A 14774-nucleotide genomic window follows, 5' to 3' on the forward strand; every position below is an offset into this window, starting at 1 on the left:
AAGAAAATTTATTTCTCTGTAGACTCTTCTTCTGCCTTTACTTCTTCTTTAGTTTCTTCAGGAGCAGTAAAGTCTGTAATACCGTGATCATGTAATAAGTTATACCATTGTATCACTTTCTTAATATCACTAGCATATACTCTATCTTCATCATAGTTAGGTAATACTTCAAAAAAGTATTCTTCTAGCTTTAATTTATCATCTTTATGCTTAACAGCAGTTTTTTCTCCGCTTTCTTTTTCTTGTATTTTACTAAAAACTTCTCTTAAAGGAACTTCCTCCTCTAATGTATAAATCGCAATTTCTGATAAAACACTAACATTAGTACGCATATTAACTGTGCTTCTCTTACCATCTATTAAAGATTCTGCAACAAACCCTGTACGTGTTTGTGTTACTAATTTGTGTAATCCTGGTTTACCAGCAATTGATAAAATTTTATCTAAACTCATATTCTATTTTATAAATCTTTTACAAATATTACATTTTTTAAACCGATAAAAAAGGAATCTATCTTCCTTTTTTCATTTCCGGAAAACGCATTCTATATTCTACTCTTATTTTCCCTTTAGATATATTACCTAACTTATTCTTTAACAAGCGTTTCTTTAATGAAGATAACTTGTCTGTAAACAACACACCTTCAATATGGTCATATTCGTGCTGTATAACTCTAGCCAATAAACCATCATATTCTTCTGTGTGTTCCTTAAAATTCTCATCTAGGTAGGTAATTTTTATATTCTCTTTTCTAGATACATCTTCTCTAATGTCTGGGATACTTAAACAGCCTTCGTTAAAAGTCCATTCCTCACCAGTTTCATCAGTTATTTTAGCATTAATAAACACTTTTTTAAATCCGTCTAATGCTTTTTGTTCTTCTTCAGATAAATCTTCATCATCAGAAAAAGGAGTTGTGTCTACTAAAAAGATACGAACTGGCAAACCAATTTGCGGCGCAGCTAAACCTACCCCACTTGCATTATACATAGTCTCCCACATATTATCTATAAGTTCTTTTAACTTAGGATGATCTTGGTTTATATCTTTTGCTTTTTTTCTTAGCACAGGGTCTCCGTATGCTGTAATTGGTAAAATCATATTAATACTTAATTTTTTAAAATTGTTTTATGAAAACAATTAAAATTTTAATTTCTACTTAAATAAGATTGTAAAATAATTGTAGCACTAATCTCATCTACAAGTGCTTTATTTCTGCGTTGCCTTTTATTTAGCCCACTATCTATCATAGTTTTAAATGCCATTTTAGAGGTAAAACGCTCATCTTCTCTTTCTATAGGCATATTAGGAAAAATAGTTTTAAGTTTTGCCAAAAAAGGTATAATTAACACTTCTGACTCAGAAGCTGTGTTATCCATTTGTTTAGGCTCCCCCACTATAATCTTATCTACTTTTTCTTTAGCTATATAGTCTTTTAAAAACAATATAAGTTCCTTAGTATTAACAGTGGTTAATCCAGATGCTATAATTTGCATTTCATCTGTTACTGCAATACCCGTACGTACTTTTCCAAAATCTAATGCTAGTATTCTACCCAAATTGTTTTTTTGACAAAAATAATATATAAATTGTTATATGTTTACATTTGATTAAATTATTAAGTCTCACCTATTATCTTTGCTAAAATTGATTTTACAAAAATGACAGAATTACAGAAAACTATAGAAGCTGCTTGGGATAACCGAGATTTATTAAAAGAAACAGCTACACAAGACGCTATTAGAGAAGTAATTGACCTAATAGACAACGGAAAACTAAGATGTGCCGAACCTATTGGTGATGATTGGCAAATTAATGAATGGGTAAAAAAAGCTGTTGTGCTTTATTTCCCTATTCAGAAAATGGAAACATTAGAAGCTGGTATTTTTGAATATCACGATAAAATGCCTTTAAAAAGAGGTTATAAAGAAAAAGGAATTCGTGTAGTTCCAAATGCAGTTGCAAGACACGGGGCTTACATTTCTCCTGGTACTATTTTAATGCCTAGTTACGTAAACATTGGTGCTTATGTAGACGAAGGTACAATGGTAGATACTTGGGCTACTGTTGGTAGTTGTGCACAAATTGGAAAAAATGTACACCTTAGTGGTGGTGTCGGTATTGGTGGTGTTTTAGAACCTTTACAAGCATCCCCTGTAATTATAGAAGATGGTGCTTTTATTGGCTCTAGATGTATAGTTGTAGAAGGTGTAAGAGTAGAAAAAGAAGCTGTTTTAGGCGCTAACGTAGTATTAACTATGAGTACTAAAATTATAGATGTTACTGGTGATACTCCAATAGAAATGAAAGGTAGAGTACCTGCACGTTCTGTAGTTATACCTGGTAGCTATACCAAAAAATTTGCTGCAGGTGAATACAACGTTCCTTGTGCATTAATTATAGGCAAGCGAAAAGAGAGCACAAATAAAAAGACTTCTTTAAACGATGCTTTGCGTGAGTATGATGTTGCTGTTTAAAACTTCTAAATAGAATGTAAACAAAAAGCCCACAATTGTAATTGTGGGCTTTTTGTCTTATACCAATAAGTTACTCTTTTCTAATTCCAAAATTAGTTGTCTTGTGTTTTAAAGTACGAGTTTCTTTTCTAATATCATTATTTATTTTCCAACTTTCCTTATTGGCATAACCTCTAGGGTGGTCCAAATGTATAACAATTGCACTGTACCTAATTTGCTTAGTTTTTATACCTAAATTTACTAGCCGCTCTCCTAATTCTCTATCTTGTCCACCATATTGCATACGCTCATCAAAACCATTAACTGCTAAAATATCTTTTTTCCAACCTGAAGAATTGTGTCCGTTCCAGGTAGCTTTGGTAGTTGTAACTGTATTTAAAAATTTAGCTCCAAAATCAGTAAACCTTAATTTATTATTTTTAAAAGATTTTTTTAGCCCATGTTCTTTTAACCATAAAATAGAAAAACAAATATTTGTCTCTATATCTTCTTTAGAAATTAATTCTGATATATTCATAGGAAGCTTAAAATAGCCTCCAGATAAAAAATAACCTTCCTCTTTATACTTATTGTGAATTTCTACAAAGTCCTTTCTTGGTATACAATCACCATCAGACATTATAATATATGGAGCTCTAGTTTCTACAATTGCTTTATTTAATATTTGAGATTTTTGAAACCCGTTATCTTTATGCCAAACGTGAGTTATACTATAATTTACAACTTTCTTTAATTCTTCTATAACAGCTTTAGTCTCTTCTCTAGATCCGTCATCAGCTATAACTACTTCAAAGTTACTTATTGATTGTGTATTATATCCCCAAAGTACTTTTTTTAACCACTCTACAGAATTGTATGTACTTATTATAACGGAAATGTCTGGTGTTTTCATATAAAATTAAAAATGATAACAAAAGTACTAAGGATTATTTTAATAATCTTTACTTTTGAAAAACAATACTAAATAGAAAAATGATATTCAGAAAAATTTGGGTAAAACTCGTTAAGACATTTAAATTTTTACCACAAAAATTTTATGTTAAGCATTACTATGAGTATTATACAGGCAAAAAATTAGATTACAACAACCCAGTAGAATTTAATCAAAAATTATCATGGTACAAAGTATTTTACAGAAATCCTCTGTTACCAAAATTAGTAGATAAATACGCTGTAAGAGAATTTGTAGAAGAAAAAATAGGCGAACAATACTTAAACAACTGTATAGGACTTTATAATTCCCCAAAAGAAATTGACTGGGAAAAATTGCCGGAAAAATTTGTTATTAAAGGTGTTCACGGATGTAATTTTAATTTGGTTGTAACAGATAAATCTAAAGTAAATAAAACCAAAGCTAACTTAAAAATGTATAAATGGTTAAACAAAAACCAATACTATAGAGGAGGACTAGAATGGGCCTATAAAAATGTAAAACCAAGGTTAATTATTGAACAGTTTATGCAAGATGAAATAACCAATGATTTAATAGATTATAAGTTTTATTGTTTTGACGGTGAACCAAAATTTTTAATTGCTCAGTCTGATACTTTAGGAAAATATTTTTACAGTTTAAATTGGGAGGAAATGCCATTTGGTTGGAAGAAAAAAGACCCAAATAAAATTAATAAGCCCACTAATTTTAACGAACTTATTGATTTGTCCAAAAAACTGTCTGAAGGATTTCCTTTTGTTAGAGTTGATTTTTATTCTGTAAATGGTTCATCTGTTTTTGGAGAAATGACCTTTTACCCTACAGATGCACGCAAAGAATTTTATCCGGATGAATACAATAAAATTGTTGGAGATTACTTAAAACTACCATTAGTTTAAATTTAAATTATTCTAATAATCTTACTTAACCAAAATATAAATGAAAGTATTTAAAGAGTTACCCTATTCTATATGTTATACTTGCAAGTATAGATTAAAATCACAAAAAAACTTAATACAACATAAAGATAGCATCCCTGTAATAGTCTCTTTAACTTCTATACCAACTAGGTTAAATAATTTAGATTTGGTTATAAAAAGTATTTTAAATCAGACAGTGTTACCAGAAAAAATAATTTTATGGTTAAATGATTCATTAAAAAATAATTTACCAAAAAAACTTATTAAGTTAGAGTCTAACATATTTCAAATTAAATATTCTAAATTAACTTGCTCTCACAGAAAACTAATACACACTTTAGAAGAAAACCCCTCTTCTATAATTGTAACTTGTGATGATGACCAAATGTATCGTAACAATTGGTTAGAGTTACTATACCAAGAACACTTAAAACATAAAAATTGTATTATTGCTCATAGAGCTACGCAAATAAAAATGAATGAAAATGGCAGCTACTTGCCATTTATTAAGTGGAGAACTCGAGAAGAAACTAATTTACATAACCCTTACTTGCCTATAGGATCTTGGGGAGTATTATACCCTCCTAACTCTATGCCAAGTGTAATATTTAATAAAGATTTATTTTTAAAACTAACACCTAAAGCAGATGACTTATGGTTTAAAGGAATGTCTTTATTAAATAACACAATAACTAAAGAAACTAGTGTTAAGCCTAAACTACCCATACCAATTATGGGAAGTCAAAAAGTTTCTCTTAAAGAAGAAAATGTTAAAAAGAAAAAAAACGAGACTCAGTGGCAAGCGTTATCTGACCATTTTGACTTAGTGTCCATTTTAAAAAAACAAAAAAAGTAAGTTATTTCTGAAAAAAAACAGAAAAAACTTAACAATCTAAATAAAATAATTTATGTTGCTAACTTATTTAAGTTTTATGCATCTATTACTTAAATAAGACAAAACATTAATACCCTAAATTATTAAAGAACTTACAATGAAAATAGTAATACTTGCTGCTGGTATAGGATCTAGATTGGGAAACCCTTTTCCTAAGCCACTTACTAAACTAAATAATGGCAAAAGTATAATGCAAATGCAGATAGAGAATTTGTCTAAAGTTTTTAATATTAATGACCTTAGTGTTGTTGTTGGTTTTAAAAAAGATTTAATTATGGAAAGGTTTCCTGAATTAAACTATATCTATAATCCTTTTTTTGACTGCACAAACACATCAAAAAGTTTATTAAGAGCATTACTAAAAAATACAGATCAATCTGTACTATGGTTAAATGGTGATGTTGTTTTTGATGAAAATCTTTTAAATACTTTATTGCCTATAATAAAAACAGACAATTCTTTTGTTGCTGTTAATACTAGTAGTGTTGCTGATGAAGAAATAAAATATACATTAAAAGATAATTTTATCTTTGAGCTATCTAAGTCTGTAAAAAATGGTCTTGGTGAAGCTGTAGGCATAAATTATATTGCGAAAAAAGATATCAAATCTTTTATTAAAAGATTAGAAGAATGTGATGATAATGATTATTTTGAAAAAGGCCTTGAATTAGCAATAGAAAATGATAATATAGCATTATCTGCTGTTGATATTTCTGAGCACAACTGTATGGAGGTAGATTTTAAAGAAGATTTAGTAAATGCCAACAATTTATTTTATAAATGAAAGTAATTTTATTTTGTCAAAATGCTTATTCCTTTGGAATTTTAAATCCTATTAAGAATTTATTAATTGAAAAAGGAGATGATTTTTTATGGTACATTGACTCTAAACTTACCCAAAAATTCCCTTATAAAACAGATAATTACACCACTAGAATAGTAGATTTACAACTTTACAAAAGCGATATTATATTTTCACCAGGAAATGAAGTTCCTTATTATGTACAAGGAGTTAAAGTACAAATATTTCATGGCTTGGCAGGAGAAAAAAAAGGTCACTTTAAAATAAGACATTATTTTGATTTGTACTTAACCCAAGGACCGTATTTTACAAAAAAATTTTTAGAGTTTAAGCGTAAATATAAAAACTTTGAAGTTGTAGAAACTGGGTGGCCTAAATTAGATATCTACTATTCTGAAAAAAATAAATATGGTACAGAAAAAAGCGAATTATTAAAAAGCTACAACGCTAAAAAAATAATTCTTTATGCACCTACTTTTTCACCTAGTCTTACTTCTGCTCCTTTTTTGGTAAATGAAATTAAATCGATAGCTAAAAATACTAATTATTTAATACTTATTAAATTTCATGATTTAATGAGTAAAGACTTAATAAACATATACAAGGTTATTTCAAAAGAAAATGCGAACGTTATTTTTGTAGAAGATAATAATATTATAAAGTATTTACTTTTAGCTGATTTAATGGTAAGTGATACTTCTTCTGTTATTTATGAGTTTTTATTATTAAATAAACCAGTTATAACCTATAAAAACATAAATAAAACTATATACTGGGATAATTCTACGAATTACAATAACCTACAAGAAAAAATAATTACTAATCTTGAAAATGATCCTTTTTCTAGTCAAAGAGAATATATTCAAAATGAATACCACCCATACTCAGATGGTAAATCTGCAGAGCGTATGATCAATGCCGCTAAAAATTTTATTCATAAAAACGGTGTCCCTGCCAAGCGTAAGCTTCCTATTGACAGAGCTCTTAAAATTAATTCCATCTTTGAAAAACCTATAAAAAACACCTATAAAGGTAGTAAATCTGAAAAATTAAGCGCTCTATTAATTACATATAATGAAATTAGAAATATAGACGCTGTAATTGAAAATTTAAAGTTTGCTGATGAAATTATAATTGTAGACTCATATAGTACCGACGGAACAGTTGAAGCTATAAAAAAACATCCAAAAGTTTCTTTAATTCAAAGGGCATTTAAAAATTATTCAGACCAAAAAGCATATGCCCTTAGTTTAGCTCAAAATAAATGGGTGTTATTTATTGATGCTGATGAAAGGATTCCTGATGATTTACAACAAGAAATTTTAAAAACTATAAACAATAAAAACACAGATGTTTCTGCCTTTTTTGTTTACAGAACATTTATGTTTAACAATAAAATATTACGCTTTTGCGGTTGGCAAAACGATAAAAACTACAGGCTATTTAACAAAGAAAAGGTTGCTTTTTCTACTAAAAGAATTGTTCATGAAACCTTGGAGATTAACGGAAAGTCCTCCATCCTCAAAAATAAATTAATTCACTATGCTTATTTTGATTACAACATATATAAACAAAAAAGAGTTAAATATGAACAATTAAAAGCTCAAGAAGATTTTGTTAAAAATAAAAAAGCTACACCTTATCATCTCTACATAAAGCCTATAGGCAAGTTCTTAGAGCATTATATTGTTAAATTAGGCATTTTAGATGGCAAAAAAGGAATTATAATAAGTTATCTCTATGCTAACGCAACAAAAGAAAGGTATAAAAAACTACAACAATTACATAATGGCAAACAAGACTAAAACAGACAATAATTTCACAGAAGAGATTAATAAATGCGTTACTGTTTTACAAGAAGGTGGCATCATCATTTACCCTACAGATACTGTTTGGGGTATTGGTTGCGATGCTACTAATGAAGATGCTGTAAATAAAATATATCAGCTAAAAAAAAGAGCTAATACAAAAACAATGATCTGTCTTGTCTCTAATGATTTTATGCTAGAAAGACACGTAGAAAAAGTACCAGAAGTTGCTTTTGATATTATAGACATAGCAGACAAGCCAACAACTATTGTATATGACAATCCTAAAGGTGTTGCTAAAAACTTAGTTGCAGAAGATAATAGTTTGGCTATAAGAGTGGCTACAGATAAGTTTTGTCAGTACTTAATTCAGAAGTTTAAAAAGCCAATTGTATCTACTTCTGCAAACCTAGCTGGTGAACCTACCGCAAAAAGTTTTAAAGAAATAAGTAAAGAGATTTTAAAAGGTGTAGACTATGCCGTAAATTTGCAGCGTAACGAACAAAAGGACACCCCGTCATCTATTATAAAACTCGGTAATGATGGCACAGTAAAGGTGATTCGCAAATAAGAATGACGCAACAGAACTACAAAGACGCAATAAAAGACCCTATTTTTTTAACAATCACAGAAGCTGCAGCAGAATTAAATGTTGCTTGTTATGTTATTGGAGGCTTTGTGCGTGATTTTTTATTAAAAAGAGGCACTCCTAAAGATATAGATATTGTTGCTGTTGGTAGTGGTATAGAATTAGCACAAAAAGTTGCTTCTAAGCTACCTAAAAAACCAAAAGTTTCAGTTTTTAAAAACTTTGGTACTGCTATGCTTAAATATGGAGATCTAGAGTTAGAGTTTGTTGGTGCTCGTAAAGAAAGTTACCATAGAGACAGTAGAAACCCTATTGTAGAGAACGGCACATTAGAAGATGACCAAAACAGAAGAGATTTTACCATTAACGCAATGGCGATTTCTTTAAACAAAGAAAATTACGGCGATCTAATAGATCCTTTTAATGGTATTGCAGACCTAGAAAGTAAAACAATAAAAACTCCGTTAGAGCCAGGAATAACTTATTCTGACGATCCCTTAAGGATGATGAGAGCTATACGCTTTGCGACTCAACTTCAGTTTAAAATTGAGGATAATTCTTTTGCTTCTATCTTAAACAATAAAGAGAGAATTAAAATAATTTCTAAAGAAAGAATTGTAGACGAAATAAATAAAATTATGTCTAGTGAAAAACCATCTATAGGTTTTGCCTTGCTACACAAATCAGAATTACTACCTTTTATTTTACCTGAATTAAGTGCTTTACAAGGCATTGAAGAAGTTGAAGGTCATAAACACAAAGATAATTTTTGGCACACTTTAGAAGTTGTAGATAATATATCTGTACATACAGAAAACTTATGGCTTCGTTGGGCTGCTCTTTTACATGATATTGGTAAGGCTCCAACTAAAAAATTTCATAAAAAAATTGGATGGACATTCCGTGGACATGAGTTTGTAGGATCTAAAATGGTTTACAAATTGTTTAAACGATTGCGTATGCCACTAAATGACAAAATGAAATATGTACAAAAAATGGTTTTAATGAGTTCTAGACCCATTGTACTTTCTGAAGATTTTGTTACAGATTCTGCCGTACGCCGTTTGGTTTTTGATGCTGGTGAAAACATAGAAGATTTAATGACTTTGTGTGAGGCCGACATTACTACAAAGAACACAAAAAAACAACGTAAGTACCAGAATAACTTTAAGTTAGTAAGACAAAAAATAGTTGAAGTAGAAGAAAGAGATCATGTACGTAATTTTCAACCTCCAATTACTGGAGAGCAAATTATGCAAACATTTAATTTAAAGCCTTCTAAAGAAATAGGCATATTAAAAGATGCTATAAAAGAAGCCATTTTAGAAGGCACTATACCTAATGAGTATGATGCCGCATATAACTTTATGCTTCAAAAAGGAAAAGAACTAGGATTATAACACATCACAATTACCTCTTTACCAACAAATACAACACCTTACATTGTTCATAAAAACATAAACAATATATTTTCTGCTATCCCCAAATACAATTTATTTACCATTCACCGATACTTTTAGTTAATTATACGAAATATTATTACTTGATATACATCATAAGTATATTTAGTTTTTTTTATAATAATAATTTTCACTTTTTATAAAATTTAACACTAACCATTAATATTAATCATGAAAAAAAATAAATATTTTTTTACATTTATTTACACTTATCTTTTAAAAAAATACTTAAAACGTATTTTTATTTTTATTTTTATTTTAGCTTCTAATAATATAATAAAAGCTCAAGATTGTCCGACTTTACCTTTTACAAATAATTCAGAAATTCTTATTGAAGGTTACCATAGTACAATGGTACGTACTGAAACAGGTTATGTAATATGGGGAGATAATGCATTAGCAAACGGTGCTACTACTGGTGATCCGCAAGAAATAACACCTGCCAACGGATATAATTATGGAGGTACTACACTGCTAGGTACAATAGGTGACGACTCTCAAGGTGGAGCAAACCCACAAAACTTCTTATTGACAACTGCTGGTATGTATGTATGGGGCCAAGAAAATGCAGTTGTAGATGGCACACTTACTTCTAGTGAAGCTTTTCAGCTGTTAACTGTAACTGCACCCACAGGAAACCCTATTACGGGAATGCCAATAGGTATTAATCCAACAGATATAAAGTATATGTCTGCCTCTAAAGGCGTCATTGTTTTACTTACAAACAGTGGTGATGTTTATGTTATGGCAGATGATGATTTTGAATTGTTTGGTGATGGTGCTACGGCTTTAGATACAAATTGGCATAAAGCCAGTGTTTCTAACATATCAAATATTAAAGTAACTGAGAAAGCCATATTTGCTATGAATTCTTCAGGAGATTATTTTACTTGGGGAAATGTAACTGCTTTAGGAGATGGTACTGGGTTTACTTCTAGAAATGTTCCTACACAAATGATGGCTCCTTTTACTGGACAAGCATATTCATTAGCGGTAACGGCAAGTGGTGACGGAGGTGATACAATGTCTTATTACGCACTTAACCCCAACGATAATAAAATATACACTTTTGGAGAAAACAAAAATGGACAACTTGGTATAGGTAATACTACAGATCAACTGTCTTGGGTAATTGTTCAAAATGCAGATAATACTGGTGATCTTGAAAACGTAAACTTTTTAAGTGCTGCAGATAATAGCCCAGGACACCCCGCTGCTGGTGCCATTACTAGTGATGGTACACCATATTTTTGGGGTGATAATAGTACAAGTATGCTTACAGGTACTGGGACGCAGTATAATAGTCCAAGGGTTCCAGACGGTTTTATTCAAGGAACTGAATTCGCCAGTTATATAGGTATTTCTGGACATTATATATTAGTTAAAAAATTCGGACAAGATAAACCTTGCTTTGGTGGCCATAAGGCAGAAGGAAATGTAGGTGACGGAGACACAGCAAGTAGTGTTTATAATTCTCTAGATTGTGATGTGTTTCCTGTTTTAGATTATTGTTTTAGTTCTACTATTGATAGTGATTTAGTTACTACAAAAACAGTAGATAATAGTACTCCATTAAAAAATGAGGTTATTACATTTAATCTAAATGTAATAAATAATGGACCTGAGGATGTAACTAATGTAGAAGTTACCGATCTTTTACCTACTGGGTTAACATTCATCAATTCACTAAACCCTACAGGAGGAACAATAAACACTTATGATAACAACACTGGTCTTTGGGTAATTGGCGATCTTACAGATGGATCTTCTGCCAGTATACAAATTAGAGTTTCTGTAAATAATGATACAGAAGGTACTTCAATCACAAATACAATTAGCGGTCCCGCTGTTGCAGATAATTTAGCAGATCCAATTACAAATACAGATGATTTATCTGAAACTATTACAGTACAATATGATACTGACAATGATGGTATTGGAAATCTAGATGATATTGATGACGACAATGATGGAATATTAGATACAGATGAAACTGGTGACACAGATAACGATGGTATACCTGATAGTTTAGATTTAGATTCTGATAATGATGGTATTACAGATATTATAGAAGCTGGTGGTGTAGATTTAGATGCTGATGGTCGTATAGACTACCCAGTTTCAGGGGACCCAACCTCAATGATTGATACAAATAATGATGGACTTGCAGATGAAATAGCAACGACTCCATTACCTGATGAAGATTCAGATAATGACGGTGTTAAGGATAGAATAGATTTAGATTCTGATAATGATGGTATACCAGATATTACAGAAGCCGGTGGTATAGACACAAACGGTGACGGTATTATTGACTACCCAACTCCGGGCGACCCAACTTCTATGAATGATATTGATGATGACGGACTTGCAGATGAAATAGCAACGACTCCATTACTAGATGAAGATTCTGATAATGATGGTATTGAAGATAGATTAGATTTAGATTCTGATAACGATGGTATACCAGATATTACAGAAGCTGGTGGTACAGACTCAAACAGTGACGGTATTATAGATACTTTTGCAACGGATACAGATAATGACGGCCTTGCAGATAGTGTAGACCCAGTTGGTCCTACTACTCCAGGTACACCTATTCCAAATCCAGATACAGATAATGATGGATTGGATGATAGAATAGATTTAGATTCTGAAAATGATGGTGTTCCAGATGTTATTGAAGCTGGTGGTGAAGATCTAGATAACGATGGTAGAATTGGTACAGGTAATATAACTGATGATGATGGCGACGGACTTTCAGATATTGTAGATACAGATAATAACACCACTCTTGGCACTCCTAATGATGGCACAGGAACTGCACTTCCTGTAAATGATTTTGATAATGATACTATTCCTAACTATTTAGATGTAGATTCAGATAATGATGGTATTACAGATACAACTGAAGCTGGCGGCACTGATGTTAATGGTGATGGTATAGTAGATGGCTTTGATGATACAACCACAACGGATGGGTGGAATGATGCTACAGCAGCTTCGTCACTACCTTTAACAAATACAGACAGTACAGGCGGACCTAATTATTTAGATATTGATGCTGATGATGATGGTATTCCAGATAACGTCGAAGCACAATTAACAGCTAGTTATACTGCTCCTGCAGATGCTGAAGCTACTAACGGATTAGATACAAACTACCCTGTTGGTTTAACTCCTGTAGATACGGATAATGATTTAATTCCAGATTATTTAGATGATGATTCTGATAACGATGGTATTTCAGATATGTTAGAAGCTGGACAAGGAACTCTTGTAGATCCTTTGGCAGATACTGATAATGACGGATTGAACGATGCTTATGATGATACTTCTGGTAATGATGTAAACAATGATTTGGATACAGGAGCAATAGCAACGGATAACGAAGATGATGCTGATGTAGCTGAAGTTGATTTTAGATCGGTATTGGATTTTGATGATGATGGTATCCCTGATACAGCAGACCTTGATGACGATAACGATGGCATCTCAGATATAGATGAGTCTAACGGAATAGACCCTAGTGCCGATGATGATAACGATGGTGTTCCAAACCATTCTGATGATGATCCAAACGATCCATTGGTTGGTGATGTAAACGGAACAACGGAACCAGCGTTCGATTTTGACGGTGACGGTATCCCTAATCACTTTGATTTAGATGGAGACAATGATGGTATTTTTGATGTATATGAAGCTGGTAATGATGCTTTAGATACGAGCAATGATGGTGTAATCGATAATAACGATACTAATTTTGAAGATACTGATAATAACGGTCAAGCTGATAGCTCAGAAGGTACAACACCTTTGAATACAGATACTACAGGAAATGCAGATTTCTTAGATATCGATGCAGATGACGATGGCATTCCAGATAACGTGGAAGCACAACCAACAACTGGTTATGTAGCTCCTGCAGATACTTTTAGTCCAAATGGTGTAGATACAAACTACCCTAACGGATTAAGACCTGAGGATACCGATACGGATTTAACTCCTGATTATTTGGATGATGATTCTGATAACGATGGTATTAATGATGTTCTTGAAGCTGGCCAAGGTACTATTATAGATCCTTTAGCAGATGCTGATAATGACGGATTAAACGATGCCTTTGATGATACACCGGGTAATGATGTAAACAATGATTTGGATACAGGAGCAATAGCAACGGATAATGAAGATGATACTAGTACTATTGAAGTTGACTTTAGAGAAGTTGCTGATATTGATGGTGATGGAGTACTTGATATACAAGAAGAATTAGATGGCACAGATAAAAATGACCCTTGTGATTATGTAGTTGAAAGTGTTACAATCCCTGTTTCTGGAGATTATTTAACTGTAGATTGTGATGGTGATGGCATATTAAACGGACAAGAAGTAACAGATGGTACAGATCCTTTAGACGATTGTGATTCTATTGGTGGTACACCACTTGATACTAGTGATTGTGATAATGATGGATTAACCAATGCTGAAGAAGCTGCACTTGGTACTGATCCTAATAATCCTGATTCTGATAATGACGGACTTTTAGATGGTGAAGAAGTAACTTTAAGTACAGATCCTAACAACCCTGATACAGATGGGGATACTATTCTTGACGGACAAGAGGTAACTGATAATACCAATCCGCTTGATGATTGTGAGTCTAACGGTGGTACACCACTTGATACTAGTGATTGTGATATGGATGGGTTAACTAATGCTCAAGAAGCGACTCTAGGTACAGATCCTTTTAACCCAGATTCAGATGGTGATTTAATTCTTGATGGTAAAGAAGTAGATGATGAAACTGATCCTCTTGATCCTTGTGATAATATTGGTGGTACGCCTCCAGCTGGATCTGCCTGTGATATCTCTATTTACAACGACCTTGT

At 31.7% G+C, this 14774-nt stretch carries 12 protein-coding genes; 8 read left to right on the plus strand and 4 right to left on the minus strand.

Going from position 1 to position 14774, the window contains the following annotated elements:
* Positions 1 to 8: 8 nt before the first annotated feature.
* From BT107_RS06110 to ruvX, 3 genes are read right to left on the minus strand one after another with little or no spacing between them, the layout of a single operon-like run.
* A complete protein-coding gene (locus BT107_RS06110; protein WP_072302851.1) occupies positions 9 to 452 on the minus strand; it encodes a DUF5606 family protein in 444 nt (147 codons plus the stop codon).
* Between the two features lie 58 nt (positions 453 to 510).
* Complete coding sequence (def, locus tag BT107_RS06115; RefSeq protein ID WP_072302852.1) at positions 511 to 1101, minus strand: peptide deformylase; 591 nt, start codon at positions 1099 to 1101, stop codon at positions 511 to 513.
* Positions 1102 to 1148: 47 nt separating this feature from the next.
* Positions 1149 to 1559 carry a Holliday junction resolvase RuvX gene (gene ruvX / locus BT107_RS06120; RefSeq protein ID WP_072302853.1) on the minus strand — a complete coding sequence of 137 codons (411 nt, stop codon included), beginning with the start codon at positions 1557 to 1559 and terminating at the stop codon, positions 1149 to 1151.
* Between the two features lie 102 nt (positions 1560 to 1661).
* Here ruvX and BT107_RS06125 point away from each other — a divergent pair, with 102 nt between their 5' ends.
* Positions 1662 to 2477, plus strand: coding sequence for a 2,3,4,5-tetrahydropyridine-2,6-dicarboxylate N-succinyltransferase (locus tag BT107_RS06125; RefSeq protein WP_072302854.1), 816 nt, complete (start codon positions 1662 to 1664; stop codon positions 2475 to 2477).
* Positions 2478 to 2547: 70 nt separating this feature from the next.
* Here BT107_RS06125 and BT107_RS06130 read toward each other — a convergent pair whose 3' ends face one another.
* Positions 2548 to 3369, minus strand: a complete 822-nt coding sequence (locus BT107_RS06130; protein ID WP_072302855.1) for a glycosyltransferase family 2 protein — start codon at positions 3367 to 3369, stop codon at positions 2548 to 2550.
* Positions 3370 to 3449: 80 nt separating this feature from the next.
* Between BT107_RS06130 and BT107_RS06135 the strand changes: the two genes are divergently transcribed.
* The 7 genes from BT107_RS06135 to BT107_RS06165 all read left to right on the plus strand — a co-directional run.
* Positions 3450 to 4307, plus strand: a complete 858-nt coding sequence (locus BT107_RS06135) for an ATP-grasp fold amidoligase family protein (RefSeq protein ID WP_072302856.1) — start codon at positions 3450 to 3452, stop codon at positions 4305 to 4307.
* 40 nt (positions 4308 to 4347) lie between these two features.
* Positions 4348 to 5184: a glycosyltransferase family A protein gene (locus BT107_RS06140; protein WP_072302857.1), complete on the plus strand. Its 837-nt coding sequence runs from the start codon at positions 4348 to 4350 to the stop codon at positions 5182 to 5184.
* Between the two features lie 136 nt (positions 5185 to 5320).
* Positions 5321 to 6007: a phosphocholine cytidylyltransferase family protein gene (locus BT107_RS06145; RefSeq protein ID WP_072302858.1), complete on the plus strand. Its 687-nt coding sequence runs from the start codon at positions 5321 to 5323 to the stop codon at positions 6005 to 6007.
* Positions 6004 to 7830 (plus strand): CDP-glycerol glycerophosphotransferase family protein, encoded by a 1827-nt coding sequence (locus tag BT107_RS17740; protein WP_072302859.1) that lies wholly within the window; start codon positions 6004 to 6006, stop codon positions 7828 to 7830. Before BT107_RS06145 ends, BT107_RS17740 begins: the two co-directional genes overlap by 4 nt.
* A complete protein-coding gene (locus BT107_RS06155) occupies positions 7814 to 8404 on the plus strand; it encodes an L-threonylcarbamoyladenylate synthase (RefSeq protein WP_072302929.1) in 591 nt (196 codons plus the stop codon). Before BT107_RS17740 ends, BT107_RS06155 begins: the two co-directional genes overlap by 17 nt.
* Positions 8405 to 8406: 2 nt before the next feature.
* A complete protein-coding gene (locus BT107_RS06160; protein ID WP_072302860.1) occupies positions 8407 to 9822 on the plus strand; it encodes a CCA tRNA nucleotidyltransferase in 1416 nt (471 codons plus the stop codon).
* 231 nt (positions 9823 to 10053) lie between these two features.
* The coding region (locus tag BT107_RS06165; RefSeq protein WP_139254278.1) for a DUF11 domain-containing protein at positions 10054 to 14774 on the plus strand (4721 nt) is incomplete at its 3' end.

This window comes from Cellulophaga fucicola (assembly GCF_900119145.1).
Classification (GTDB): domain Bacteria; phylum Bacteroidota; class Bacteroidia; order Flavobacteriales; family Flavobacteriaceae; genus Cellulophaga; species Cellulophaga fucicola.

Coding starts and splice junctions, on each gene's coding strand:
- BT107_RS06110 (WP_072302851.1), bottom strand. CDS start 452: ATGAGTTTAGATAAAATTTTATCAATTGCTGGTAAACCAGGATTACAC.
- def (WP_072302852.1), bottom strand. CDS start 1,101: ATGATTTTACCAATTACAGCATACGGAGACCCTGTGCTAAGAAAAAAA.
- BT107_RS06125 (WP_072302854.1), top strand. CDS start 1,662: ATGACAGAATTACAGAAAACTATAGAAGCTGCTTGGGATAACCGAGAT.
- BT107_RS06130 (WP_072302855.1), bottom strand. CDS start 3,369: ATGAAAACACCAGACATTTCCGTTATAATAAGTACATACAATTCTGTA.
- BT107_RS06135 (WP_072302856.1), top strand. CDS start 3,450: ATGATATTCAGAAAAATTTGGGTAAAACTCGTTAAGACATTTAAATTT.
- BT107_RS06140 (WP_072302857.1), top strand. CDS start 4,348: ATGAAAGTATTTAAAGAGTTACCCTATTCTATATGTTATACTTGCAAG.
- BT107_RS06145 (WP_072302858.1), top strand. CDS start 5,321: ATGAAAATAGTAATACTTGCTGCTGGTATAGGATCTAGATTGGGAAAC.
- BT107_RS17740 (WP_072302859.1), top strand. CDS start 6,004: ATGAAAGTAATTTTATTTTGTCAAAATGCTTATTCCTTTGGAATTTTA.
- BT107_RS06155 (WP_072302929.1), top strand. CDS start 7,814: ATGGCAAACAAGACTAAAACAGACAATAATTTCACAGAAGAGATTAAT.
- BT107_RS06160 (WP_072302860.1), top strand. CDS start 8,407: ATGACGCAACAGAACTACAAAGACGCAATAAAAGACCCTATTTTTTTA.